The 25,939-nt window shown below is 37.4% G+C and carries 24 protein-coding genes; 19 read left to right on the forward strand and 5 right to left on the reverse strand.

What is annotated here, in order from left to right; translation table 11 throughout:
• Positions 1 to 98 precede the first annotated feature (98 nt).
• From ispE to RZ79_RS01470, 5 genes are all read left to right on the forward strand, one after another.
• A complete protein-coding gene (ispE, locus tag RZ79_RS01450; RefSeq protein WP_053795144.1) occupies positions 99 to 947 on the forward strand; it encodes a 4-(cytidine 5'-diphospho)-2-C-methyl-D-erythritol kinase in 849 nt (282 codons plus the stop codon).
• A 121-nt stretch (positions 948 to 1,068) separates the two neighbouring features.
• Positions 1,069 to 1,914 (forward strand): pur operon repressor, encoded by an 846-nt coding sequence (purR, locus tag RZ79_RS01455; protein ID WP_053795145.1) that lies wholly within the window; start codon positions 1,069 to 1,071, stop codon positions 1,912 to 1,914.
• Positions 1,914 to 3,287, forward strand: a complete 1,374-nt coding sequence (gene glmU, locus RZ79_RS01460) for a bifunctional UDP-N-acetylglucosamine diphosphorylase/glucosamine-1-phosphate N-acetyltransferase GlmU (RefSeq protein ID WP_054449702.1) — start codon at positions 1,914 to 1,916, stop codon at positions 3,285 to 3,287. The genes purR and glmU overlap by 1 nt, the downstream gene beginning before the upstream one ends.
• A 133-nt stretch (positions 3,288 to 3,420) precedes the next feature.
• Complete coding sequence (locus tag RZ79_RS01465; protein ID WP_034532467.1) at positions 3,421 to 4,401, forward strand: ribose-phosphate diphosphokinase; 981 nt, start codon at positions 3,421 to 3,423, stop codon at positions 4,399 to 4,401.
• The gene (locus RZ79_RS01470; RefSeq protein ID WP_054449703.1) at positions 4,401 to 4,751 is read left to right on the forward strand and encodes a DUF3899 domain-containing protein; all 351 of its coding nucleotides are present in this window, start codon (positions 4,401 to 4,403) and stop codon (positions 4,749 to 4,751) included. The genes RZ79_RS01465 and RZ79_RS01470 overlap by 1 nt, the downstream gene beginning before the upstream one ends.
• Before the next feature lie 47 nt (positions 4,752 to 4,798).
• On the opposite strand, the gene yidA is transcribed toward RZ79_RS01470, so the two are convergent.
• The gene (yidA, locus tag RZ79_RS01475) at positions 4,799 to 5,611 is read right to left on the reverse strand and encodes a sugar-phosphatase (protein WP_054449704.1); all 813 of its coding nucleotides are present in this window, start codon (positions 5,609 to 5,611) and stop codon (positions 4,799 to 4,801) included.
• A 13-nt stretch (positions 5,612 to 5,624) separates the two neighbouring features.
• Positions 5,625 to 6,971 carry an HD domain-containing protein gene (locus RZ79_RS01480; RefSeq protein ID WP_054449705.1) on the reverse strand — a complete coding sequence of 449 codons (1,347 nt, stop codon included), beginning with the start codon at positions 6,969 to 6,971 and terminating at the stop codon, positions 5,625 to 5,627.
• 163 nt (positions 6,972 to 7,134) lie between these two features.
• Here RZ79_RS01480 and RZ79_RS01485 point away from each other — a divergent pair, with 163 nt between their 5' ends.
• The 5 genes from RZ79_RS01485 (at position 7,135) to RZ79_RS01505 (ending at position 11,790) form a co-directional block, all read left to right on the forward strand.
• Positions 7,135 to 7,575 carry a YwiB family protein gene (locus tag RZ79_RS01485; RefSeq protein WP_054449706.1) on the forward strand — a complete coding sequence of 147 codons (441 nt, stop codon included), beginning with the start codon at positions 7,135 to 7,137 and terminating at the stop codon, positions 7,573 to 7,575.
• Between the two features lie 88 nt (positions 7,576 to 7,663).
• On the forward strand, positions 7,664 to 8,200 hold the full coding sequence (rpoE, locus tag RZ79_RS01490) for a DNA-directed RNA polymerase subunit delta (protein ID WP_373301492.1): 537 nt from the start codon (positions 7,664 to 7,666) through the stop codon (positions 8,198 to 8,200).
• Positions 8,201 to 8,388: 188 nt separating this feature from the next.
• Positions 8,389 to 10,005: a CTP synthase gene (locus RZ79_RS01495; protein ID WP_054449707.1), complete on the forward strand. Its 1,617-nt coding sequence runs from the start codon at positions 8,389 to 8,391 to the stop codon at positions 10,003 to 10,005.
• A 162-nt stretch (positions 10,006 to 10,167) separates the two neighbouring features.
• A complete protein-coding gene (locus tag RZ79_RS01500) occupies positions 10,168 to 11,442 on the forward strand; it encodes a UDP-N-acetylglucosamine 1-carboxyvinyltransferase (protein WP_054449708.1) in 1,275 nt (424 codons plus the stop codon).
• 102 nt (positions 11,443 to 11,544) lie between these two features.
• Positions 11,545 to 11,790, forward strand: a complete 246-nt coding sequence (locus tag RZ79_RS01505; protein ID WP_053791508.1) for a type B 50S ribosomal protein L31 — start codon at positions 11,545 to 11,547, stop codon at positions 11,788 to 11,790.
• A 41-nt stretch (positions 11,791 to 11,831) separates the two neighbouring features.
• On the opposite strand, the gene RZ79_RS01510 is transcribed toward RZ79_RS01505, so the two are convergent.
• On the reverse strand, positions 11,832 to 12,293 hold the full coding sequence (locus RZ79_RS01510; RefSeq protein ID WP_054449709.1) for a low molecular weight protein-tyrosine-phosphatase: 462 nt from the start codon (positions 12,291 to 12,293) through the stop codon (positions 11,832 to 11,834).
• 202 nt (positions 12,294 to 12,495) lie between these two features.
• On the opposite strand from RZ79_RS01510, the gene RZ79_RS01515 reads away from it, so the two are divergent.
• From RZ79_RS01515 to RZ79_RS01535, 4 genes are all read left to right on the forward strand, one after another.
• The gene (locus RZ79_RS01515) at positions 12,496 to 13,866 is read left to right on the forward strand and encodes a UDP-N-acetylmuramoyl-tripeptide--D-alanyl-D-alanine ligase (RefSeq protein ID WP_054449710.1); all 1,371 of its coding nucleotides are present in this window, start codon (positions 12,496 to 12,498) and stop codon (positions 13,864 to 13,866) included.
• 168 nt (positions 13,867 to 14,034) lie between these two features.
• Entirely contained in the window at positions 14,035 to 15,561 is a 1,527-nt protein-coding gene (gene cshA, locus RZ79_RS01520) for a degradosome RNA helicase CshA (RefSeq protein ID WP_054449711.1), read from the forward strand.
• Between the two features lie 104 nt (positions 15,562 to 15,665).
• Complete coding sequence (alr, locus tag RZ79_RS01525; RefSeq protein WP_054449712.1) at positions 15,666 to 16,784, forward strand: alanine racemase; 1,119 nt, start codon at positions 15,666 to 15,668, stop codon at positions 16,782 to 16,784.
• A 314-nt stretch (positions 16,785 to 17,098) separates the two neighbouring features.
• Positions 17,099 to 17,452 carry a type II toxin-antitoxin system PemK/MazF family toxin gene (locus RZ79_RS01535; RefSeq protein ID WP_034532478.1) on the forward strand — a complete coding sequence of 118 codons (354 nt, stop codon included), beginning with the start codon at positions 17,099 to 17,101 and terminating at the stop codon, positions 17,450 to 17,452.
• A gap of 57 nt (positions 17,453 to 17,509) precedes the next feature.
• Here the strand turns inward: RZ79_RS01535 and cbpA are convergent, their stop codons facing one another.
• Together cbpA and RZ79_RS01545 are read right to left on the reverse strand one after the other, a co-directional pair.
• Entirely contained in the window at positions 17,510 to 18,151 is a 642-nt protein-coding gene (gene cbpA / locus RZ79_RS01540) for a cyclic di-AMP binding protein CbpA (RefSeq protein ID WP_054449714.1), read from the reverse strand.
• 151 nt (positions 18,152 to 18,302) lie between these two features.
• Positions 18,303 to 19,253: an L-lactate dehydrogenase gene (locus RZ79_RS01545; protein WP_054449715.1), complete on the reverse strand. Its 951-nt coding sequence runs from the start codon at positions 19,251 to 19,253 to the stop codon at positions 18,303 to 18,305.
• Between the two features lie 189 nt (positions 19,254 to 19,442).
• Between RZ79_RS01545 and pth the strand changes: the two genes are divergently transcribed.
• The 5 genes from pth to RZ79_RS01570 all read left to right on the forward strand — a co-directional run bounded on the left by pth (position 19,443) and on the right by RZ79_RS01570 (position 25,850).
• Positions 19,443 to 20,000 (forward strand): aminoacyl-tRNA hydrolase, encoded by a 558-nt coding sequence (pth, locus tag RZ79_RS01550; protein WP_034532481.1) that lies wholly within the window; start codon positions 19,443 to 19,445, stop codon positions 19,998 to 20,000.
• Between the two features lie 21 nt (positions 20,001 to 20,021).
• Positions 20,022 to 23,549 (forward strand): transcription-repair coupling factor, encoded by a 3,528-nt coding sequence (gene mfd / locus RZ79_RS01555; RefSeq protein WP_237756528.1) that lies wholly within the window; start codon positions 20,022 to 20,024, stop codon positions 23,547 to 23,549.
• Positions 23,539 to 25,116 (forward strand): putative polysaccharide biosynthesis protein, encoded by a 1,578-nt coding sequence (locus RZ79_RS01560; protein WP_054449716.1) that lies wholly within the window; start codon positions 23,539 to 23,541, stop codon positions 25,114 to 25,116. Before mfd ends, RZ79_RS01560 begins: the two co-directional genes overlap by 11 nt.
• Entirely contained in the window at positions 25,113 to 25,385 is a 273-nt protein-coding gene (locus tag RZ79_RS01565; RefSeq protein ID WP_053795163.1) for an RNA-binding S4 domain-containing protein, read from the forward strand. The genes RZ79_RS01560 and RZ79_RS01565 overlap by 4 nt, the downstream gene beginning before the upstream one ends.
• Before the next feature lie 87 nt (positions 25,386 to 25,472).
• Positions 25,473 to 25,850, forward strand: coding sequence for an FtsB family cell division protein (locus RZ79_RS01570; RefSeq protein WP_054449717.1), 378 nt, complete (start codon positions 25,473 to 25,475; stop codon positions 25,848 to 25,850).
• The last annotated feature ends 89 nt before the right edge of the window (positions 25,851 to 25,939 follow it).

The raw sequence follows: 25,939 nt of genomic DNA on the forward strand, positions 1-25,939 counted from the left end.
TTTTGCACTTTTGACAAAATCCGAAAGTTTCACTGACTTTTCATTTTAACTTTAGTATAATGTTATTAAATAATTTAGTTAAATTGGGGGTGTGATACTTGAGAACCGTAGAGAAAGCATGCGCCAAACTTAACCTAGGCTTGGATACACCGTATCGTCATAAAGACGGAAAAATTGAGTGGAATATGATAATGACTTCGATTGAATTATCTGATTACGTCGAAATTGTTACCGAAAAAGGAAACGGGATTTCTGTTCACTGTAATCGTGTGTTTTTACCACAAGATCATCGCAACTTAGCATATCAAGCAGCATTTCTACTTAAAAAGAAATTTGGAATCCAACAAAAAGTGGATATCCATATCAGAAAGAATATTCCTGTTGCTGCTGGAATGGGTGGTGGATCATCTGATGCAGCAGCTGTTATTCGGGGCCTTAATCGTCTCTGGAATCTACATATGACCGACCAAGAAATGGCAACATTCGGATTGCAACTTGATTCAGATGTTCCCTACTGTGTATATAGCCAAACCGCCATGGTTACTGGTAAAGGTGATAACATTGAGTTAATGCCAAAATTGCCAAAAATGTATTTTGTAATTGTAAAACCAAAGGTTAGCGTTTCAACACCCGAAATCTTAAACAAGATTGATTACGATAAATTAGAACATGTGAATGTTAACGAATTGGCAGAAGCGGTTGAAACGCAAGACTATGATCAAATCGTTTCTCACATGGGAAATGTGCTGGAACCATTGTCTTCAAAGCATCATAGTGAGATTAAAAAAATTAAAGAAAAATTCGAGAAATACGGTGCGGACAGTGCCCAAATGAGTGGAACTGGACCGACTGTTTTTGGAATTTGTAGGACAGAAAGCCAAGCAAAACACATTTTTAATAGCATTCGTGGTTTTTGTTCTGAAGTATATATTGTAAGACCTGTCTAGAAAATATCCGTTTAGTTGAAACCCTAAACGGATATTTTTTTATTATTTTGTTTAAAAAGTATCTTAAATCCGAACATTATGATAAAATTTAGATGTAGTTTTTACTTAATGAGGTGAAAGAATGAAAGCAAAGCGTAGTGCGCGTCTAGTAGATATGACTCGCTACTTAATGGAGAATCCTAATACGGTAGTACCATTGACTTTTTTTGCAAATCGTTACGATTCTGCTAAGTCATCTATTAGTGAAGACCTAACCATTTTACGAAAAACATTTATGGAAACAGGAACTGGTGTATTAGAAACCATTCCCGGTGCCGCTGGCGGAAGTATGTTTATGCCCGGCATTCAAAAACAAGAAGCTAGTCAATTTATTGACGAAGTTCAATCAGCATTGGCTGACAATTCAAGAGTTTTACCTGGTGGATACGTATATATGAACGACCTACTTAATCGTCCATCAATTTTGAGACAAATTGGTCGAATTATCGCAACATTATACAGTGACAAGAAGATTGACGCTGTATTAACTGTTGCCACCAAGGGTATTCCGGTTGCACAAAGTGTTGCAACCCTATTAAACGTTCCGTTCGTAATTGCTAGACATGATTCTAGAATTACCGATGGTTCAACTATTAGTGTGAACTATATTTCTGGTTCTCAAAAGAGAATCGAAAAGATGGTTCTATCAAAACGTAGTTTACCTGCTAATTCCAACGTCTTAATCGTAGATGATTTCCTACGTGGTGGGGGATCGGCCGATGGACTATGTAGTTTAATCAAAGAATTCGATAGTGAAGTTGCCGGAATTGCATTCGTTGCCGAACGTGACTACGAAGGCCAACGTAAGATTGGCGAAGATGATTACACTTCATTATTCAAGATTGATACTAATAACGGTGATATTAAAGTTGATCTAGGTAACTTTACCTACGATAACTTCAGTGACATCACCAAGGAGGAAGAATAATGACGACTAGAAATACAATTATTTTAGCTGCCGGTAAAGGTACGCGAATGAAGTCAAAACTATACAAAGTTTTGCATCAAGTTTGTGGTCGTACAATGGTTGATTGTGTATTAACACAAGTTGAAAAAATTCATATGGATAACATTGTTACTGTTGTTGGTTTTGGTGCGGAAGACGTTAAAACTCAACTAGGTGATAGAAGCCAATATGCATTACAAGAAAAACAACTAGGAACTGGGGATGCGGTTAAAAAAACTGCTGACATTCTAGAAGATGTTGATGGATCAACAATGGTTGTTAGTGGAGACACTCCATTATTTACAGCTGAAACTTTTGATCACTTGTTTACTCAACATGAAGAAAGTGGTGCGGTTGCAACCGTATTAACTTCAAAAGCACCTAACCCATTTGGTTATGGTCGTGTTGTTAGAGATGACAAGGGTAACGTTAACAAGATAGTTGAACAAAAAGATGCCTCAGTTGCAGAACAAAACATCGATGAAATTAACACTGGTGTTTACGTTTTCGACAACCATGAATTATTCGAAGCCCTAAAGAAGGTTAAAAACGATAACGCGCAAGGAGAATACTACCTACCAGACGTTATTGGTATCTTCAAAGAAGAAGGTAAGAACATTGGTGCTTACCAAATGAAGGACTTTGATGAATCAATGGGTGTAAACGATCGGATTGCACTTTCAAAGGCTAACCAAGTGATGCAACAACGCATTAACGAATACCACATGTCAAACGGTGTTACTATGCCAAATCCAAATGACACGTACATTGATTTTGGCGTTGAAATTGGTCAAGACACAATCGTAGAACCCGGTGTTCACATTAGTGGTCATACCAAGATTGGTAACGACTGTAAGATTGGTGCTAATTCAGAAATTAGAGACTGCATTATTCATGATAACGTTACCGTGACATCATCATTACTTGAAGAATCAGAAATGATGGAAGGCTCAAATATTGGACCATACTCACATCTTCGTCCAGAAGCTAAGATCGGTGAAAATGTTCACCTTGGAAACTTCGTTGAAGTTAAGAAGGCCCAAATTGATGAAGGTACTAAGGTAGGTCACTTAACTTACGTTGGTAATGCTCATCTAGGCAAGAACATCAACGTTGGTTGTGGTGTTATCTTTGCTAACTACGATGGTAAGAACAAGCACAACACCGAAGTTGGGGATGACTCATTTATCGGAAGTAATGCTAACTTGATTGCGCCATTACACATTGATGACCACACATTTATTGCTGCTGGTTCAACTATTACTGATGACGTAAAACAATATGATATGGCGATTGCAAGACAACGTCAAACCAACAAACCAGGATATTTCAAAAAGCTTCCATATGCTGATTAAGAGATAATCCAATGATATTTTATTTATTATTTGTATAATTTTTGAATGAAAAATTATTAATTATAGTGTAAAATTAAATTTGAATTATGAATATAGTTACGAATTATAGAATTTATTGTTAGGTGGAGGACTTATGGCTGAAAGATATTCTGATCCTAAATTGAAGATTTTCGCTTTAAACTCTAACATCCCTTTGGCAGAAAAAATTGCTGATCGTGTTGGTGTTGATTTAGGTGAAACATCCGTTGACAGATTTAGTGATGGTGAAATTAGAATTAACATTGAAGAAAGTATCCGTGGGGATAACTGTTATATCATTCAATCTACATCAGCTCCCGTTAATGATAATTTAATGGAATTAATGATTATGATTGATGCTCTTAGACGTGCAAGTGCTAAGACAATTAATGTGGTAATCCCATATTATGGTTACGCTAGACAAGACCGTAAGGCTCGTTCTAGAGAACCAATTACTGCAAAGCTAGTTGCTAACATGCTAGAAACTGCTGGAATTGACCGTGTAGTTGCATTGGACTTACATGCTGCTCAAATCCAAGGTTTCTTCGATGTTCCAGTTGATCACATGATGGGTGCACCATTATTAGCTGATCACTTTATTAATCACGGCTGGGACTCAAACGCAGTCGTAGTTTCACCTGACCATGGTGGTGTAGTTCGTGCCCGTGCATTGGCCGAATTCCTAAAGGCGCCAATTGCCATTATCGACAAGCGTCGTCCTAAGGCAAATGTTGCTGAAATCATGAACATTATTGGTGATGTTAAAGGTAAGTCATGTTTGATGGTTGATGACATGATTGATACTGCTGGTACTATCACTTTAGGTGCTCAAGCATTGATGGATGCTGGTGCAAAAGAAGTATACGCATGTTGTACACATCCTGTATTATCAGGTCCTGCAATTGATCGTATCCAACAATCACCAATCAAGAAGCTAGTTGTTACTGATACAATTCGCTTACCAAAAGAAAAGCAAATTGATAAGATTGAACAAATTTCAGTTGCTCCATTAATTGGGGACGCAATTAAGCGTATTAACGAAGATCGTGCCGTTAGTCCATTATTCAGTAACCGTTTTAGAAGTAACGCAGAATAATGAATAAACCAAAAAGATTAGGATTGCTAATAGCGTTAGTTGGAGTCGTCGTTGCTTTAATAGCAATGGTGTTTAAAATTAGTGCTATTACGATTAGTAACTACCTATTCTTGATAGGGTTACTATTCACAGTCATTGGCTTGATTGGAGTATTATCCAAGGGACATCTTTTCACTGGATGGCGCATTTTTCACCGCAAGGGTGATGATGAACGTTTTGAAAACGAAAAGATTCCTGCCAATAAAATTGGTGGCATTAAGAATGCAAAAATTGTGGTACGTCCATTTGCACAATTAACGTTGATAATAGGAATTATCTGGATTGCATTTGCAATCATTATCACACTATAAAAAAAGAACTCACTTCAATGAAGTGAGTTCTTTTTGTTTATGATTGATTACTTTAAAGCAAAGTTTCTAATGGCATATGCAACACCATTTTCTTTGTTTGTCTTAGTAATCTTGTTAGCAACTTTCTTTAAGTCATCAGCAGCATTACCCATAGCAACACCAATGCCGGCGTAGGTAACCATGCTAATGTCGTTACCTTGATCACCGATTGCCATTACGTTTTCAGCGGTGCAACCTAAACGAGTAGCCAGCTTACTTAAAGCAGCACCTTTTGAAGCCTTTTGGTTAACGAATTCTATAAATACTGGTTCACTTCTAACCATTGTTAGGTGGTCTAAGAAGCTTTCTGGAATGTTTGAAATAGCCGTATCAATGATATTAGGATCAGCGATTAGCATTGCCTTAACAATTTCAGTTTCATCAGTGATTTCTTGTGGTTCACGAACACGAATTGGCATTCTTACAAGGTAACTTTCAGCCACACTGTAAGGGCTTATGTCACGGTTAGTGGTGTAGATGTAGTCGGTAGTTTCGATTTGGAAGCTAGTGTTTAACTTGTGACTTAGTTTTTCTAGTCCAACGAAGTCGTTGTAATCTAAATCAAATTTTTCGATGATGTTAGCATCTGCATCTTGCACTTGCGCACCGTTGAAAGTAATAGCGTATTCGTTGTTACCAGAAATGTTTAGTTTCTTTAGGTATGGCTTAACACCAGTCAAAGGACGACCAGTACATAGAACTACTTTGATGCCATTGTTTCTTGCTTCAGTAACAGCATCGATTGTTTCTTGAGCTAAAATGTTTTCTTCGTTTAAAAGGGTACCATCGATATCAATGGCGATTAATTTGATTTCACTCATGGAGAAATCCTCCTTACTTAATTAATTCATCGTTTTTAATGTGTTTTTGAAACTCTTGATAAACTGGTTCGAATAAATCGATGTCACTATCTTTAGATAACATTTCCTTAGGGAAGAAGAAGCGTTCGTCACCTAAGTGCTTACCTGTAACGGCACTAACCAATTGAGAAATCTTGGATAGCTCAATCATTGTACCATCGTTTCTTCTAAGTTCAATTTGTGTAGCATGATGTTTTTTGTTTGGATCATAGGCATCATATGGTAAATCAAAACTGTTGTTAACGGCGGTGTAGTAAGTGGTTTCAAATCCAGCTTCTTGAATCCATTTTTGCATGGTTGGAATCAATGATTCAGTTTCATTATTGTATTCTACAGATTTAAGTGGCTTTCTGTTAATAAAACGATCAGCTAAATCAGATAGAATCTTGTCATCTGAATCAATCCAGTTAATAAAGTAGGTGTTTAGGACACCATCATCTAGTTTCAAATAGTCATCGATAGTAAATTCATTCTTAAAGAATGGCATTAATAGATGTGGAGTTAGACGGTCGTTTTTATCCAATTGACTGGCCAGTTCCTTCGCTCTTTGAAGTAGGTGACTTAGGATAACTTCCATTGAACGAGATACTGGATGGAAGTATACTTGCATGTACATTTGTAAACGAGAGATGATGTAGTCTTCAACGGCATGCATCCCATTAATTTCAAAACAGATGCCACCTTCGTAAGGCCTCATCACACGCAAGATTCTGGTTAAATCAAAGTTACCGTAGTTGGCACCGGTGTTGTAGGCATCCCTTAGTAGGTAATCCATTCTATCGGCGTCACATTGACTAGAAATCATTTGGACCACTTGTTTATTTGGATAAGTGTGGTCGATTACGCTAGCGACTTCTTTTGGGAAACTAGGACTAATCTTGCTTAATACCTGGTTAACCTCGGTCTTTTCAGAAGTGATGATTTCTTGCGTGATTGCTTCGTGGTTGGTACCAAAGATGTGTTCAAAGGTATGTGAGTAGGCACCGTGTCCGATGTCATGAAGCAAAGCCGCACATAGTGCAACTAATCTTTGAGAATCGTCCCAAAGACCATCACCGGCAACCTTACTAGGATAGTTTCTAAGGAAACCATCACAGATGCGGCGGGTAATTTCGTACACGCCTAAACTATGGGTAAATCTTGAATGTTCTGCACCATGGAATGTGTATGAAGCAGGACCTAATTGTTTTATTCGTCTTAATCGTTGGAATTCTTTAGTATTAATCAAGTCTAAGATGACTTGATGTTGTACGTAAATGTAGTTAAGAACCGGATCTCGAAAAACCTTTTCTCGAGGTAGTAGTTTTTCTTGGTATTCCAAATTCTTACCTCCTTACTATTTATATATAAGTTATTTATGCTTATTATAACAAAGTTTTAAATGAAATAATTAATTTTCCGACCATTAATTAATGCATTTATGGACATGTCCGTATATAATATTAGTTTGTGATATATGAAATGAGGGAAGGTGAGTCAGTGTGATGGATAAAAATGAAAATGCTCAAAAGGTTGTTGTGAACTTAAAGACAACTATTTTCCAAGATGCAGAGCGCGAAGACTTTATATTTGAAGAAGTGGGTAGCCTGGTTCAAATGAATAACGGCCTATACCTTCGCTTCACTGAACATCAAGATAATCAAGCGGTAGCAAACGTTACTTTGAAAATTACCGATGAACATGTTCAATTAACTCGCCAAACCAATGGTGGACACCACTCTAGAATGATTTTTGATGAAAACAAAGATCACGACACAATTTACCAAACTGAGTATGGTCCAATAAAAATTTTGGTCAAAACAAAAGAGTTAAACTACGATTATAATGAAGATATAATGAATGGTAAGCTTGAAATTGACTATGAATTACATTCAGGCGGAATGATTGTAGGAGAATACAATCTTACATTGCAATTTTCTGCTTAAAAAGGTATGATATTAATAGTATTTTGAAAGGACGTGCACCGATTTGAAATTACAAGCCTTAGAAGGTAAAGACAAAAAAGAATTATCAATGGTCGAAGTTGCTCACGCAATTCTTTCTGAACGTGGGGAAGTAATGGCCTTTGCTGATATCGCCAACGAAATCCAAAAATACTTGGGTGATTCTGATGAAGAAATTCGTAAACGATTGGTACAGTTCTACACAGATATGAACGTTGATGGTAGTTTTATTTCTTTAGGTGATAATCTTTGGGGACTAAGAACTTGGTATCCATATGATTCAATCGATGAAGCTACAGTTCATCCTGAAGACGAAGATATCGATCGTCCTAGAAAGAAAAAGCGTCGTAAGGTTAACGCATTCTTAGCTGATGCTTCTGACGATGATGACGTTATCGATTATGATGATGATGATCCAGAAGACCAAGACGACGAATTTGAAGATGCCGATGAAGGTGTCGACGAAACCGACAAGTATCACAAAGATTTAGATGAAATTGACGAAGAGAACGATGTTGACGACGATAACATCCCTGATGGTATCGAAGGCGAATTGTCAGAATTACACGATGATGACGATGACATCGACGACGATTCTAAAGATTAATTTTTCTTAGAAATAATAATTATATTTCTTGACTATAAACCTAGAACAATGTAATATTATTTTTGGGCTCCTTACAAAAGAATTTGTAAGGACAATTGATCGATTATAGTAATCAATGACTCCCTATTCTCAATGAATAGGGAGTTTTTAATTTTTACCCTAATAGATTTTATGAGGAGTTTTTTCACATGACTAAATATGTTTTTGTTACTGGTGGGGTTGTTTCTTCACTAGGAAAAGGAATTGTTTCTGCATCACTAGGACGTTTATTAAAAAACCGTGGAATCAACATTACTATTCAAAAGTTTGATCCATACGTTAACGTCGACCCAGGTACTATGAGCCCATACCAACACGGTGAAGTGTTTGTTACTAATGATGGTACTGAAACTGACCTTGATTTAGGTCACTATGAACGTTTCATTGATAATGACTTAAATAAATACTCAAATGTAACTACTGGTAAAATTTATTCAGAAGTATTGAGAAAAGAACGCCGCGGTGACTACTTAGGTGCAACTGTTCAAGTTATTCCTCATATCACTGGTATGATTAAAGAAAAAATCATGCGTGCAGCTAAGGTATCAAACGCTGATATCGTAATTACTGAAATTGGTGGTACTGTTGGTGATATCGAATCACTACCATTCCTAGAAGCTATTCGTCAAATGAAGAGCGAAGTAGGGGATGAAAATGTATTCTACATCCACACCACTTTAATTCCTTACTTACGTGCTGCTGGCGAAATGAAGACTAAGCCAACACAACACTCAGTTAAAGAACTACGTGGTTTAGGTATTCAACCAAACCTATTAGTTGTTAGAACTGAACAAGACGTTACTGATGCAATGAAGAGAAAGATTGCTCTATTCTGTGACGTTAAGCCAGAAGCCGTTGTTGAATCAAAAGATGCTCCAACACTTTACACTGTTCCATTGATGCTAGAAGCTCAAGGTATGGATCAACAAGTTGTTGACCACTTTGGTATGGATGCTCCTAAGGCTGACATGACTGAATGGAAGGCACTAGAACAAAAAGTACAAAACTTAAAGAATGTTGTTAACATTACTTTAGTTGGTAAATACGTAAAACTAAAGGATGCTTACATTTCAATTACTGAATCATTACGTCATGCTGGTTACCCAGTTGATGCAAAGATTAACCTAAAGATGTTAAATTCAGAACTAGTTACTGAAGATAACGTTAAAGAATTACTTGGTGATGCTGACGGTATTATCGTTCCTGGTGGTTTCGGTGACCGTGGTATCGAAGGTATGATTACTGCAGTTAAGTACGCTCGTGAAAACGACGTTCCTTACCTAGGTGTATGTTTAGGTATGCAAATTGCAAGTATCGAATTTGCTCGTGATGTATTAGGTTACAAAGATGCTAACACTACTGAAATTGACCCAGAAACTCCACACAAGATTATTGACTTAATGGCTGACCAAGCTGATATCGATGGTATGGGTGGTACTCAACGTCTAGGTGCATACCCATGTAAGCTAAAACCTGGTACTGTAACTGCTGCAGCTTACGGTAACAAGGCTGAAATTTCAGAACGTCACAGACACCGTTACGAATACAACAACGAATACAGAGAAGAAATGGAAGCTCACGGTCTAGTTATTGCAGGTACTTCTCCAGATGATCACTTGGTAGAAGTTGTTGAAATTCCTACTAACAAGTTCTTCGTTGCTGCTCAATACCACCCAGAATTCCTATCACGTCCAACTAGACCTGAAGGATTATTCAAGGCATTCGTTGCAGCTGCACACGAACAACATGAAGAAAACAACAAATAATATGTTTTACAGAAAAGGCCAGGAATTTTTCCGGCCTTTTTTTGTTGTTTTTATTAAATGTATGTTTAATTTAGCTTAAACTATTGTATTTTTAATATTTATTATTTAATATTGTTATTGTTCACTATTATTTAGTGAAACTGTAAGTGAGGAATTTAAACAATGAATAAAATGATAATAAAGGGCGGCCATCGTTTATCTGGTAACGTGACCATTGGCGGGGCTAAAAATAGCACTGTTGCATTAATTCCAGCAGCTATTCTAGCCGACACACCAGTGCAATTTGACATGGTGCCAAACATCTTAGATGTACACAATCTAATGGTGATTTTGGAATCAATGAATGTCTCATCAGATTTTGCCGATGGAATATTAAACGTCGACCCAACAACAATAAATGAAAGTGCCTTACCAAGTAAGGCAATTAAAAGTTTAAGAGCATCATACTACTTCATGGGAGCACTATTAGGACGCTTTGGTCGTGCTAAGATTACTTTCCCTGGTGGAGATAACATCGGTCCTAGACCAATTGACCAACACATCAAGGCTTTTGAAGCAATGGGGGCAAAGGTTGAAAATGATGGTGATGAAATTATCATCACAACCGACGAAGATGGTTTACACGGAGCACAAATCTTTTTAGATGTTGTGTCAGTGGGGGCCACTATCAATGCTATTTTAGCTGCCGTTAAAGCAAAGGGTTCAACTGTCATCAGAAATGCTGCCAAGGAACCAGAAATTATTGATGTTGTTACATTCTTGAATAACATGGGTGCCAAGGTTAGGGGAGCCGGTACAGATGTGATCAGAATTGAAGGTGTTGAATCACTTCGTGCCAAAAATACTCACATCATTATCCCTGACCGTATCGAAGCAGGTACATATCTATCCATGGCTGCTGCATATGGTGACGGTGTGAAGATTCAAAATGTGATTCCAGAACATTTGGAATCATTCATTGCTAAGTTACAAGAAATGGGTATTGATTTACAAATTAATGAAGATAGTATCTATGTTCCAAAGACTGAAGAACTTAAGAACATCGAAATTAAGACAATGCCATATCCAGGATTTGCCACTGATTTACAACAACCAATTACGCCACTACTACTAATGGCTGCTGGTGACAGTACAATCATTGACACTATTTATCCAAAGAGAATCAAGCACATCTCCGAACTAAAGAAGATGGGTGCCAAGATTAGATACGATGAAGGTAACGGTACCATCATCGTAAGTCATACTGACGCACTTGTTGGTTCAAAGATTGAAGCAGGGGAAATTCGTGCCGGAGCATCTGAAATGATTGCTGGTTTAATGGCACAAGGAACCACTGTGATTGATAACGCAGACAACATTTTACGAGGCTATGACAATATCATTGATAAGCTAACTAATCTAAATGCTGTCGTTGAATTAGTTAACGACGAAAGTTAATTTTCGTGTTGAATTAACTTCTATTTAGTGTTACTATAATCAAGTCGACTAAACGATAATCTCTGAATCAACATATGATACAGGGCAAAGGAGCGATTTATAATGAAACAAGGAATTCATCCAGAATACCGCCAAGTGGTATTCCAAGATACAAGTACTGGTTTTAAATTCATGGCTGGTTCAACTATGAACTCAGCTGAAACTATCACTATGGATGATGGTAATGAATACCCATTAGTACGTCTTGAAATTTCTTCAGATTCTCATCCATTCTACACTGGCCGTGAAAAGTTCACTCAAGCCGATGGTGCTGTGGATCGTTTCAACAAGAAATACGGTTTCAAGTAAAGATAAAAAAGGACATATCCGTTTCGGATATGTCCTTTTTTTTACATATTTAACACATAGTCAATCCATTTTGGCATCGCTTCGTTAATTTGCTCAAAAGTTAAATCAAAGTTACCGGTATACCAAGGATCTGCGATTTCTTTACCTTGCAGTCCATCGATAACATCTAAGCAAAGATGAATCTTGTGGGCTTGGTCCTTAGGTGCCCAGTGAAGCAGGTTGTTCATGTTTTCGTAATCCATTCCAATGATTAAATCATATTTCTGGAAGTCAGATGATTCGATTTGTCTTGAATGTTGACCGTCATAGCTAATTTGCTTTTGGTCTAACAGTTTACGAACTTCTGGGTGTGGCGGATTTCCGATTTCTTCGGTACTTGTCGCAGCTGAATCAACTGCGATTTCATTTTCCAGTCCACGCTCTTTTACAATCTTTCTAAAAATGGCCTGAGCCATTGCAGAACGACAAACGTTTCCATGGCACACAAATAAGACTTTTTTCAAAGTAGTCACGTCCCCATTAATTATTATCCATTAAACATATTAACAGTGTTTTGACAATTAGTTAATAGTTTTTACAAGACCTCATTAAAAACAAAGGATTGTCTCATAATGGATTGGCAAAAACGGTTTTAAAATAATTTGTCGTTTCATGTTATAATATGTGTAACACTTATCGAACTGATGAAATGGAGATTTATTAGATATGAAAATGTCACTTACAGAAGTTGCTCGTGCAGTTTCTGCGCAAAATGATATTAGCGAATATGAAGATATTGATATTACTAGTGTTGCTTTTGATAGCAGGGAACTAACAGACGGGGCACTATTTGTGCCACTTGTTAGTCAAAACGATGGTCACGACTACATTCAAAGTGCAATTGATAATGGTGCCGTAGCAACATTCTGGCAAAAAGACCACGAAAATGCTCCAACAGATTTTCCAATTATCGTTGTAGATAATACATTAGAAGCACTACAAAGATTAAGCCAATACTACTTGGCTAAGATTAATCCTAAGGTTGTCGCAATTACTGGAAGTAATGGAAAGACTACTACCAAGGACATGGTGGCTTCAGTATTATCCACTCAATTCAACGTCACTAAGACTCATGCCAACTTCAACAACGAAATTGGAGTTCCAATGACCATTTTAGATATGGAACCAAACACCGAAGTATTGGTTGTTGAAATGGGCATGGATCGTCCAGGGCAACTAGACTTTTTGAGTCACTTAGTTGAACCAGACGTTGCAGCCATAACAATGATTGGTGAAGCCCACATTGAATTCTTTGGTACTCGTGACAAGATTGCTGATGCCAAGATGGAAATTGTCAACGGACTAAAGGAAGATGGTATTTTCGTTTATAACGGTGACGAACCACTATTAGAAAGTCGTAGTGAATCACTACCATTCAAACGTACTTTTGGTTTGACTGAAGATGATGATTTTTATGCTTACGACATTGCTGGAACAGAAGTACAAACCACATTCAAGGTTAATAAGTACTCAGATGTTGAATTCAAGATTCCAATGATTGGTGAATACAATGTTAACAACGCCTTGGTTGCCATCACAATCGGTGACTTATACAGAATCAGAGAAGAAAACATTCAAAAGGCATTGTTGAATGTCAATTTGACTAATAACCGTACTGAATGGATTGAAGGAAGTAAACATGAAATGATCCTTTCAGATGTTTATAATTCAAACCCTACTGCTGTTAAAGAAGTAGTGAACGCATTTACTCAAGAAAAGATTGATGGCCGTAAAATTGCCGTTTTAGGTGACATGTTGGAATTAGGTGATCAATCAATTCAACTACACGAATCATTAGCCGAGGTATTAGATCCAAAAGAAGTGCAAAGCGTGTACTTAATTGGTCCTGATATGAAGTACTTGTACGACAAGTTAAGCTCAGTTTATCCATCAGAAAATCTTTTCTACTTTAAGGCAGATCAATTGGATGATTTGTACGACCAATTAAATGCTGAAATTTATGAAGGTGACCAAGTACTATTGAAAGCTAGTCACGGAATTCATTTAGAAAAACTATTAGATAAACTAACAAATTAATATAGGTAATTCATTTGCTAATTTGACCCAAAAGGGTTATATTAGTCTAGTTACATTTTTTAGAACACGGAATTTTTATAATCAAGTTATTAGCGCATTAACGGGAACGGACTCTTCCTTAGCTAATGACGGTATTATATTGAATGTTTCGTTTAGGAGGAAACATATTTGAAGTTTAGAGAGTTAGGTCTTTCAGAAGATCTATTAAAAGCGATTGAAGACAAGGGTTTTAAGGAAGCCACTCCAATCCAAGCAGAAACAATTCCTTTATCCCTACAAGGTAAGGATGTTTTAGGACAGGCACAAACAGGTACAGGTAAGACAGCTGCTTTTGCTCTTCCTATTATTGAACACGTTGATTTAGACAATCCAAACGTGCAAGCATTAGTTATTTCACCAACTCGTGAACTAGCTATTCAAACTCAAGGCGAAATTAGTCGTTTTGGAAAAGAAAAGGGTGTTAAAGCTGTATCAGTTTTTGGTGGTTCTGACATCAGAAGACAAATCCAAAGCTTAAAGCGTAAACCACAAGTTGTTGTGGGTACTCCTGGACGTTTATTGGATCATATCAACAGACGTACATTAAAATTAGACCATGTTAAGACATTGGTTCTAGATGAAGCCGATGATATGTTGGACATGGGATTCCTAGATGATATTGAAAGCATCGTAAAACAAGTTCCAGAAGAAAGACAAACATTGTTATTTTCTGCAACTATGCCACCACAAATCAAACGTGTTGGTGTTCAATTCATGAAGGACCCTCAACAAGTTACAATTAAGGCTAAAGAATTAACTACTGATTTAGTTGATCAATATTACATCAGAGTAAAACAATTTGAAAAGTTTGATATCATGACTAGATTCTTTGATATCCAAGCACCTAAGGTAACTATCGTATTCTGTCGTACTAAGCGTCGCGTTGATGAAGTCTCTAAGGGACTTCTACTACGCGGATACCGCGCTGCCGGAATTCATGGTGACTTAACTCAAAACCGTCGTTCACAAATCATGAAGGACTTCAAGCATGACAAGGTTGACGTTTTAGTTGCAACCGACGTTGCTGCTAGAGGTATTGATATCTCAAGTGTTACTCACGTATACAACTACGATATCCCTCAAGATTCAGAAAGTTACGTTCACAGAATTGGTCGTACCGGTCGTGCCGGACGTCATGGTGTTTCAATGACTTTTGTTGAACCAAACGAAACTAGTTACTTAAGAGACATTGAAAAGCTAACTAAGGTTAGAATGTTACCTCTTAAGCCACCTTCAGCTGATGAAGCATTGAAGGGTCAACTAGAAGTAGCCACTAAGGAAATTGGTTCATTAATAGAAAAGACTAAGATGGAACCATTCTCAGAAGCTTCTGATGAATTATTAGAAAAATACGATGCTAAGGAATTAGTATCAGTGCTATTAAGCAAGATGACTAGAAACCAAGTTAAGGTTCATATCACTGCTGAAAAGCCACTTCCTAACAAGAACAAGCGCGGTCATGGTGGTGGATACCACCGTGGCGTTGGTAACCGTCGTGGTGGCTTCAAGCGTGGTGGTAACAGAAATGGTGGCGGAAACCGTCGTCGTTACAATGGTAATGGCGGAGGCAACCACCGTGATGATCATAAGAAGGGTAACCGTTCATCAAACCACAAACGCCCAAACAAGTCATTCACAATTAAAAACAAAGATTAATAACAAAAAATGCTGTTGATATGAAAATTTGTCAATAGCTTTTTTTTACATAAAGAACTACAATTAAAAGGAAATACCCATTATTAATTGGAGGAAAGATTAATATGGTAGTAGGAACTCATAGAAATGCTCAAATACTAATTAGTAAGAGTGCTTTATATCATAATATTAGTAACGAAAAAAAACGTTTGAAAAATAACGAATACTTATTCATGGTCGTAAAGGCCAATGGATATGGCCACGGTGCGGTCGCAGTAGCACATGAAGCGAAGAAGGCAGGCGCCGATGGCTTTTGTGTTGCCATTTTAGATGAAGCCTTACAATTAAGGGATGCTGGTTTTGACGAACCAATCCTAGTTCTAGGTATCACCGACGTAGAACATGCATCATTAATGGCAGAAAGAAACATTTCAGCCACCGTCTCATCCATTGATTGGTTGAGAACAGCCGATGAACAACTAGCTCAAAAGAATCTATCAAAGCTAAATGTTCATATTGGTTTGGATACTGGAATGGGTAGAATTGGTTTTCAAGACAAAGATTCACTTAAAGAAGCAGTTGATTTCTTGGATCAATCGAATAACTTGAACTTTGAAGGAATCTTTACACATTTCTCAACCGCTGATACACATAACGTAAAGTATTTTGATTTGCAAGTTGAACGATTTAATGATTTAATTTCAGTTATAGATACATTACCAAAATATGTACATGTGTCTAATTCAGCTACTAGCTTGTGGCATAGTGAATTTAACTGCAACATGATCAGATTTGGTGTTGCTGGTTATGGTTTGAATCCATCTGGTGGGGAACTAGACTTACCATACGAATTAAAACCAGCACTTAGTTTAACAACAGAAGTTGTCTACTGTAAGAAAATCGATGCAGGTCGTTCAGTTGGATATGGCGCGACATACACTTCCAAGGAACCTGAATGGATTGCCACAGTTCCAGTTGGTTATGCCGATGGAATCGTACGTGCATTACAAGGCTTCTCACTATTGGTGAACGGTAAGTTCTGCCCAATTGTTGGTCGTGTATGCATGGATCAATTAATGATTAAACTAGACGAACCAGTGAAACCAGGCACAAAAGTTACAATTGTAGGTCAAGACGGTAAAGAAAAGATTACTTTACAAGACATTGCGTCATATTGTGATACAATTCATTATGAAGTGGCTTGCTTACTCACTGATAGACTACCACGCATTGTGGTAGAATAACCCGTTTTAAGAGGATTAATCAATGCAATCTAAGAATCGATATGTTTATTCACTTTTAAGTACAGCTACATCAAGTAAGGAAGCAAAAATATCACATCCTAGAATGAATGTTTCCATTGATACACATACTAGGATTGTGGTTAATCCATGTATTAACGATTATTTGATAATCCAGAATTTAATTGCTGGGTACACTGAGATGACCGATATCAATCGTGCTATTTCAAAGGAATTCACTTTTTGTGAATCTTCAGGTGTACATCATATTACGTTTTAGAATTCAGATGAATTCATTATAGATAGGGGATGTTAGAATGGCTAACGTTGAAATTAAACGTGGCGACGTTTTTTATGCTGACCTATCACCAGTTGTTGGTTCCGAACAGGGTGGAATGAGACCGGTATTAATCATCCAAAATAATATCGGGAATCACTACAGTCCTACCGTGATTGTAGCCGCAATTACTGCTAGAATTTCAAAGCCAAAGATGCCTACTCACGTAGCTATTAGTGCTGATAAGACCCGAATCGAAAAAGATTCAGTTATCCTATTAGAACAAATTAGAACAATTGATAAACAACGATTACATGATCGAGTAGATCACTTAAGTGATAAGTTTATGAAACGAGTGGACGAGTCATTGAAATTAAGTATTGGTGTACAGTAAAACATACATAAAAAAAGGATGCGAATTAAATTCGCATCCTTTTTTGTTTCGATAATGTTATTTCTCGTCCGCTAAATTTTCAATCTCTGCAATCTTAAAACCTTTACGTTCTAATGCAGCAGTGATTCGTTTTAACAATTTCTTATCTACCTCTTCGGGAAGGGTGAACATAACTCTATGTACCAATTCACCTTCTTGACCGTCTAAACTAATAACACTGGCAATTGCAGTGTACTTAGTGATGATTCTAGACATTGATTCTAGATCACCGCGGTTACCAGGAGCTAAAACTGTAAGAACATAGCTGCCAACGTTTACGTTCCATGATTGTGAAAGCATGTCCAATAAACGAGTGTGGGTCAAGATACCGTAGAAACGATTATTATCATCCAATACAGCGATATAAGGTAAATCCTTAATCGAAAAGAAAATGTGGAAGAAGGCTGAATTAACATTGATGAACTTAGTGGCATTCTTTAATAATGTGGTAACAGGTTGAGACATATCACCACCGTTAGCTTTGTGACGGTAGATATGCATCTTATAGATGTTACCTCTAAAGATTGTACCAGTTTCGTCTAAGATAGGAATACATCTGTAACCAGACTCTTCCAACGTTTCAAGAGCTTGTTCTAATGAAACGTTTTCTGAAACGGTAACTAAACTGCCTTTAGGTTTAACCAATGACTTCAATAGCATAACATAACCTCCTTTTTAATTATTAGAATTTTTCTCATAATCTAATTTTAACATAAATTGATGAATTTGTGGCGATAAATCAACAATTGCCCAAAATAAAAAGCCGGGGAGCAAAGTGCGCCTCGACTTAATATCTAATCAAGTTGATCGATTATTTTAAAGCTTCCATACCTTTTTCGGCAGTTTCCTTTAAGGTCTTACCTGAAGCTTCCATCTTAGCTTTTTCTTCATCACTTAGAGGAACTTCGATAACTTGCTTAATACCTGATGCGTTAACAACAGCTGGAGTACCGATGTAGATATCGCTTAAACCATATTCACCGTTAACTGGAGCACCAACAGGTAGTACAGAGTTTTCGTCACGTAAGATAGCACGTGAAATTCTCATTAGAGCAGTAGCAACACCGTAGAAAGTAGCACCTTTCTTGTTGATGATTGTGTATGCCTTGTTTCTAGTTTCATCTTCTAATTGTAGTAAGTCATCTTTGCTTACGCCAGCATCTTTAGCTACGTCTAATAGAGGACGTGAACCAACAGTTGCTTCGTCAATAGCAGCAAATTCTGAGTCACCATGTTCACCCATAATGTATGCGTTAATGTCAGCAGGGTTAACACCTAACTTCTTAGCAACAGCAACTTGGAAACGAGTAGTGTCCAATGAAGTACCTGAACCTACAACCTTTTCCTTTGGCCAACCTGAAAGTTTTTGAACACCGTAAGTTAAGATGTCAACTGGGTTAGCAGCAACTAAGAAAATACCATTAAATCCTGACTTAACAACTTCAGGAACGATTGATGAAAGAATCTTTAGGTTCTTTCCAACTAGATCTAGTCTAGTTTCACCTGGTTTTTGAGGTGCACCTGCAGTGATAACAACTAAGTCAGCATCTGCACAGTCACTGTAATCACCAGCGTAAATGTTCTTAGGAGCAGTAAATACTTGAGCATCTTCTAAGTCAAGTGCGTCTCCTTCGATACGATCTCTAATAATATCAACGATGACGAATTCTTCGCCTAGTCCTTGTTGCATCATAGCAAATGCGTATGAAGAACCAACGGCACCGTCACCAACTAAAACAACTTTTTGATGTTTTAAAGCCACAATAATCATCCCTTCAAAAACATATTTAAATCTACATCTGAATTATATCATTAATTTGGAAATTAGTAATTACAAAGCGCTAAAAAAACGAATAGTTTTCTATATTTCTATAAGCGACGGGATAAATATCGGATTGCATACTATGATATAATTTACATATTAATTGAGCGAAAAAGGAGCGGATTTTTTATGAAGATGATTGTGGGATTAGGAAACGTTGGACCACAATATAAGGAAACCAGACACAACACTGGTTTTATGGTAGTAGACGAGTTTGCCGATAAGCATGGCGTGGAGCTATCAACACAAAAGATGGAAGCAAAGATTGGATCAACTAACATTAATGGTGAAAAGGTTATGTTAGTCGAACCACTAACATTTATGAACGAATCAGGTCGTTCAGTTGGACCTTTAATGAAGTTCTTTAAGTTAGATTTAAGCGATTTAATAGTAATATATGATGATATGGATTTACCAATCGGCAAAATCAGATTGAGAAATCATGGATCAGCCGGTGGTCACAATGGAATTAAGAGTTTAATTGCTCATTTAGGCACCGACAAGTTTAACCGTATCAAGGTGGGAACAGATCATCCAACCAAGGAAAGCGTCGTTAACTATGTATTAGGTCACTTTACAGACGACCAAAAACCAGGATTAAACCAAGCAATTGACAACAGTGTTTCAGCGCTAGAAGAATTTATCGATGGGGAAGAATTCAACAAGCTAGAAAACAAGTACAACTAATATTTAGAGGGGATAACTATTTTGGAATTAAGTCAATTTTTCACACAACTGCCACAATACGATGAGATTGTTAATGATTTAGCACCAAAACATCGTCAGTTAGTGACTGGTTTATCAGGTTCTGCGAAGACAATGATGATTGCCGCTCTGTTCAAGTCAACAAAGAAAAACTTCTTGATTGTGACTGATACTTTATCCAGATGTGATGATATTGTTGAAGATTTACAAAATGTTGTCTCCGAAGATGATGTATTAGAATTTCCAGTCGAAGAAGTCTTAGCCGCAGAAGTTGCCACCAGTTCACCTGAATACAAGGCCACTCGTGTTCAAGCTTTATCAAAGCTATTAAGCGATGAACCTAAGATTATCGTAACGTCTGTTTCCGGTACTAAACGTATTTTGCCGGAACCTGGCGATTTTTCAGATGCTAATTTAACCATCTCAATCGACGATGAAGTTAATCTAGATGAATTAAGAAACAAACTATTTCAAATGGGCTACACACCAGAAAAGATGGTGGCAGCACCAGGAGAATTCTCACTTCGTGGATCAATTATCGATATTTATCCATTGAACTCAGAATACCCAGTTCGAATTGATTTATTCGATACCGATGTCGATTCATTGAGATATTTTGACGTATCTAATCAAAGAAGTTTGGAAAATATTGAAACCATATCGGTGCTACCAGCGACTGATATGGTATTAAACGAAACACAAAGACAACAAGCAGTTGCTAATTTAACGCAACTACGTGATAAACGTTCGGTAAAACTGGATAACGACGAACTAAAGCAGCGGCTAAGCGATGCTATTCAAACCATGATTGATGATGCCAATGAAGGAATCATTGATCCAGATTGGATAATGTATGCTAAGTCAATGTATGAAAATGAAACGACCATCTTCGATTATTTGGATGATGATGGGGTCGTCTTATTCGATGACTACAGTCGTATCTTAGAAAACAGCCAACAACTAGTCGAAGAAGAACAATCATGGGCTAACGACAAGTTTGACCATGGTGAAATAGCATCCACTGATTTGTTTAGCGTGGACTTTAGAGAACACTTCCACAAAATTAATCAGGCAGAAATTTTAATGTCATTGTTCCAAAAGGGAATTGGAAACCTTAAGTTAACCCAATTAAATGATATTAAGGTTCGCCCAATGCAAAAGTTCTTCGGTCAAATGCCACTATTGAAGACTGAAATTGATAGATGGCACAAACAAGATGACACCGTTGTGATCTTGGTGAAGGACAAAGCCAGAATGCAAAAGGTATCGCAAACATTGACTGACTTTGAAATCGAATCCGTTCAAACCACCAGTGACAACATCTTGGAACATCAGGTCCAAGTGATCAGTGAACGCTTGAAGAATGGATTTGAATTACCAATCAAACAATTGGCGGTAATTACCGAATCAGAAATGTTTACGACTGTTCACAAGAAACGACCACGTCGTCAAACATTTTCTAACGCGGAACGAATTAAGAGTTATGCTGATTTGAAACCGGGCGACTATGTCGTTCATGCTAACCACGGGATTGGTAAGTATGAAGGGATGAAGACAATGGAAGTCGATGGTAAGCACCAAGACTATATGACCATTGCTTACCAAAAGAACGCCAAGTTATTCATTCCGGTGACTCAATTAAACTTAATTCAAAAGTACGTTTCATCCGAAGACAAACACCCACGTGTTAACAAGCTGGGTGGAAGTGAATGGCAAAAGACGAAGTCAAAGGTTCAAGGTAAGATTGAAGATATCGCCGATGACCTAATTGACTTATATGCTAAACGTTCCAACCAGGTTGGCTATGCCTTCCCAGAAGATGACGAGTACCAAGAAGAATTTGAAGGAGCCTTTCCATATCAACCAACCCCCGATCAGGTGAAGAGTTCAGAAGAAATTAAAAAGGATATGGAACAACCACATCCAATGGATCGTTTGCTAGTTGGGGATGTTGGTTACGGTAAGACTGAAGTAGCATTACACGCTGCCTTTAAGGCGGTCGAAGCAGGTAAACAGGTTGCTTTTTTGGTACCAACTACCGTGTTAGCACAACAACACTACGAAACAATTGTGAACCGTTTTGAAGGTTTTCCAGTTTCAGTAGCTGTGCTATCTCGTTTCAGAACCAAGAAGCAAGTTGAAGAAACCAAAAAAGGTTTACTAGATGGCTCTATCGACATAGTTGTCGGAACCCATCGTTTGTTATCTGATGACATCAAGTTTGCCGACTTAGGACTGTTGATGGTCGATGAAGAACAACGCTTTGGTGTTAAACACAAGGAAAAGATTAAGCAATTAAAATCAAACGTTGATGTTTTGACATTAACCGCAACCCCAATTCCAAGAACTTTGAACATGTCTATGATGGGAGTTCGCGACCTTTCAGTTATTGAAACTCCACCAGCAAACCGTTACCCAATTCAAACATACGTAATGGAAGAAAACGCTGGGGCAATTCGTGAGGGGATTACCCGTGAAATACACCGTGGTGGCCAAGTCTTCTTCATGCACAACCGTGTTTCAGACATTGAAGACACTGTCATGAAGTTACAAACATTGGTTCCAGATGCTAGAATTGCCTACATTCATGGTCAAATGACTGAAAATCAATTGGAAACTATCCTATATGATTTCGTTAACGGTGAATATGATGTCTTAGTAACCACAACAATCATCGAAACCGGGGTCGACATTCCAAACGCCAATACGTTGTTTGTCGAGGATGCTGATCACATGGGATTATCCCAGTTGTACCAAATTCGTGGAAGAATCGGTCGTTCTAACCGTGTCGCTTATGCGTACTTTATGTATAAACCAAACAAGGTGTTGACCGAAGTCTCAGAAAATCGTTTGGAAGCCATCAGGGACTTTACCGAACTTGGTTCTGGTTTCAAAATTGCCATGCGTGATTTATCACTTCGTGGTGCCGGGAACCTATTAGGTAAGCAACAATCAGGATTCGTCGATTCGGTTGGTTATGATATGTATACTCAAATGCTAGCCGATGCTGTTGCAACTAAACGTGGTCGTCGTGCCGAACAACGAGTTGATACAACCGTCGAAATGGACGTGGAAGCGTACTTACCAAGCGAATATATTCAAGATGAAAAGCAAAAGATTGAATTATACAAACGAATTAGACAAATGCAAAACGACGATCAATATCGTGAATTACAGTCTGATTTAATTGACCGTTTCGGTGATTACCCAACCGCGGTTGAAAACTTATTAACAATTAGCCGCATTAAGATGTATGCCGACTCATCGTTAATTGAAAAGATTAGACAAACACCAAAACAAATCACAGTCACTCTATCAACGATTGGAACTCAATTCTATGACAGCAAGCAAGTGCTAAAGGCAATTGCGCAAACTGAATTCAGATCAATGGTTGGTACTGCCAACAACAAGATGCAAATTACCTTAATCATTCAACCTAATATGGATGAACAAAAGTGGTTAAGTGAATTGAGTAAGTTTGTCGAAGCATTAGATAAAGAACATACAGGAAACTTAACAAATGAAAAATGACAATAAACTATCAGTGATAATGAAGGGTGCGATGATTCTATCAATTTCCTCTTTGATTAGTAAGGTATTAAGTGCCGTTTACCGTGTGCCATTTCAAAACTTAGTGGGAAACATTGGATTCTACGTTTTCCAACAGGTTTATCCAATCTATGGAATTGGGATGGTGCTTGCGTTGAGTGGTATGCCGATTATTATTTCACGTGTTATCGCTGAGCAGGAAACAACATTTCAGAAAAAAGCACTTCTAAGGCAGCTATTTATCGTGCTTTCAATCTTTGGTGGTTTGATATTTATCATCTGCCAGATTAAGGCAACATCGATTGCGGCTTTAATGGGTGACATCAGATTAGATAGTTTGATTCGCGCAGTTAGCTGGATGTTTTTAATGATGCCAATCTTGGCCTGCTTAAGAGGTTACTTCCAGGCAACGTTGGTTATGAAACCAACCGCTTATTCACAGGTAATAGAGCAGGTGGTTCGAGTTGGGTTAATCATTGCTGCTGCTTACGTCGGGGTTAGACACCACGTCAATCCATATACAATTGGAACATATGCAATGGTGGCAACGCCAGTCGCTGAAATTTTCTCGATTGCTATCTTAATTCGTTACTATTCCGTGGATATTAAACGACTACCGAATCAAAGTGTAATGTCTTATCAATCATTGTTGAAACGATTATTGTTTGAAGGTGGCACAATCTGCATGCTTTCATCGCTAATGGTCTTAATGCAACTAGTTGATTCGTTTACCGTCCGAAAGGGATTGCTATTAAATGGATTGAATCTGATTGATTCACAGGCGGTCAAGGGAATCTATGATCGTGGCCAACCACTAGTTCAATTAGGTTTGGTAATTGCGACATCGTTTGCTTCTGCCATCTTGCCATCATTAAGTTTGGCCTATGCCAAGAAGCAAATGAAGTCGTTTCATAACTTAGCATCCGAAATGCTTAGGGTCAGCATGTTTATGACCGTCGGTGTGGCAGTAGGGATGATTAGTTTGATGCCACTAATTAACCGTTTGTTATTTAACAGTAATCAACAAAACACCACAATTAGTATCTTTATGATTAGTGTTGTACTAACGACGATGATTACGATTTATAGTAGTATTTTGCAAAGTGCAAATCACTTTAAAATTACCATTATCGCGATTATATTAGGGTTAGCAGCTAAGATATTGATTACCAAGGAAATGGTTGCCCACATGGGAATCGCCGGTGCAAGCATCTCTACTGTAATTAGTTTGCTATTAATGCTAATCGTGGAAGTGAAGTTCGCACCAACTGACATCGTAAAAATTGAAAACAAGTGGAGCTTCTTATGGAAACTAACTGTAATTGCTATGGTGATGTTAGTCATTGAAATGATTATGATGAACCTATTTGGATCAATTCATTTGGTTCATAGTCAAAGATTAAGCGCCATCGTTTCACTATGTTTTTTAGTTCCAATCGGTGCAGCCGTCTTTGGTGTTTTAGCGATTAAATGGAAACTATTAACATATCAAGAATGGCAATCAGTGCCATTAGTAAATAAGTTTATAGATAGGTGGATGTCGAAATGAGATTAGACAAGTTTTTAAAGATTTCAAGAATTATCAAAAGAAGAACAGTAGCCAAAGATATTGCTGATCAAGGTCGTATTACCATTAATGACCGTGTGGCAAAATCATCATCAAACGTTAATTCAAATGATAAGTTAGTGATTAAGTTTGGTAACAAGACCCTAACCGTTCAAGTTAACCAATTATTTGAAACAACCAAAAAGGCTGATGCAGATAGAATGTACACCGTTTTGGATGAACAATACGAAAGAGATTTCAACGCCGAATAATTAAAATTTAGTTACAAAATTAATTATCTATTTATTTTTTTTAAGAATCATCTATACTATTAAGTAGCAAATTGAGGAGGGGATACCATGGATGTTGATAAGGTTCATCAATTGAATAATCAATACACGAAGATTAAGCAATCTCGACATCAAGAAATTTTACGCAGTCGAAAAAAACGTGGAATTATCCTGGTAAGCTTTTTCCTCGTCGTTATCTTAATGTTGGTTGTGCAAATCTTTATAACTAAATCTAAGATTAGCAACGTTTCTGAACAACAGGTTCAAACTAAGAAGGAACTTAAGAAAAGTAAAATTGATAATCAAAAGCTAAAACAAAATATTAAGCAGTTACATGATAAGGACTATATCCAAAAAGTAATTCGTGAAAAATATTACTACACCAAGCCCGGAGAGACTGTTTACAGTCTTCCAGGAGATGTTTCAAAGGATGTAACTCAAAATTAAAATGGTATGAAAAAATACCATTTTTTTTATACAATTATCATTTAAATGGTGCTATACTAAAGTTACTAATCATTATTAGGAGGACAAAT

Origin of the sequence: Apilactobacillus kunkeei DSM 12361 = ATCC 700308 (assembly GCF_001281265.1) — a bacterium.
GTDB lineage: Bacteria > Bacillota > Bacilli > Lactobacillales > Lactobacillaceae > Apilactobacillus > Apilactobacillus kunkeei.

What these genes read in the sequence shown, in the direction of transcription:
- RZ79_RS01495 (WP_054449707.1), top strand. Translation starts at nt 8,389, where the DNA reads ATGACTAAATATGTTTTTGTTACTGGTGGGGTTGTTTCTTCACTAGGA.
- RZ79_RS01565 (WP_053795163.1), top strand. Translation starts at nt 25,113, where the DNA reads ATGAGATTAGACAAGTTTTTAAAGATTTCAAGAATTATCAAAAGAAGA.
- pth (WP_034532481.1), top strand. Translation starts at nt 19,443, where the DNA reads ATGAAGATGATTGTGGGATTAGGAAACGTTGGACCACAATATAAGGAA.
- purR (WP_053795145.1), top strand. Translation starts at nt 1,069, where the DNA reads ATGAAAGCAAAGCGTAGTGCGCGTCTAGTAGATATGACTCGCTACTTA.
- RZ79_RS01500 (WP_054449708.1), top strand. Translation starts at nt 10,168, where the DNA reads ATGAATAAAATGATAATAAAGGGCGGCCATCGTTTATCTGGTAACGTG.
- RZ79_RS01535 (WP_034532478.1), top strand. Translation starts at nt 17,099, where the DNA reads ATGGCTAACGTTGAAATTAAACGTGGCGACGTTTTTTATGCTGACCTA.
- alr (WP_054449712.1), top strand. Translation starts at nt 15,666, where the DNA reads ATGGTAGTAGGAACTCATAGAAATGCTCAAATACTAATTAGTAAGAGT.
- RZ79_RS01465 (WP_034532467.1), top strand. Translation starts at nt 3,421, where the DNA reads ATGGCTGAAAGATATTCTGATCCTAAATTGAAGATTTTCGCTTTAAAC.
- cbpA (WP_054449714.1), bottom strand. Translation starts at nt 18,151, where the DNA reads ATGCTATTGAAGTCATTGGTTAAACCTAAAGGCAGTTTAGTTACCGTT.
- RZ79_RS01515 (WP_054449710.1), top strand. Translation starts at nt 12,496, where the DNA reads ATGAAAATGTCACTTACAGAAGTTGCTCGTGCAGTTTCTGCGCAAAAT.
- RZ79_RS01560 (WP_054449716.1), top strand. Translation starts at nt 23,539, where the DNA reads ATGAAAAATGACAATAAACTATCAGTGATAATGAAGGGTGCGATGATT.
- RZ79_RS01570 (WP_054449717.1), top strand. Translation starts at nt 25,473, where the DNA reads ATGGATGTTGATAAGGTTCATCAATTGAATAATCAATACACGAAGATT.
- rpoE (WP_373301492.1), top strand. Translation starts at nt 7,664, where the DNA reads ATGGTCGAAGTTGCTCACGCAATTCTTTCTGAACGTGGGGAAGTAATG.
- RZ79_RS01505 (WP_053791508.1), top strand. Translation starts at nt 11,545, where the DNA reads ATGAAACAAGGAATTCATCCAGAATACCGCCAAGTGGTATTCCAAGAT.
- RZ79_RS01470 (WP_054449703.1), top strand. Translation starts at nt 4,401, where the DNA reads ATGAATAAACCAAAAAGATTAGGATTGCTAATAGCGTTAGTTGGAGTC.
- yidA (WP_054449704.1), bottom strand. Translation starts at nt 5,611, where the DNA reads ATGAGTGAAATCAAATTAATCGCCATTGATATCGATGGTACCCTTTTA.
- RZ79_RS01485 (WP_054449706.1), top strand. Translation starts at nt 7,135, where the DNA reads ATGGATAAAAATGAAAATGCTCAAAAGGTTGTTGTGAACTTAAAGACA.
- glmU (WP_054449702.1), top strand. Translation starts at nt 1,914, where the DNA reads ATGACGACTAGAAATACAATTATTTTAGCTGCCGGTAAAGGTACGCGA.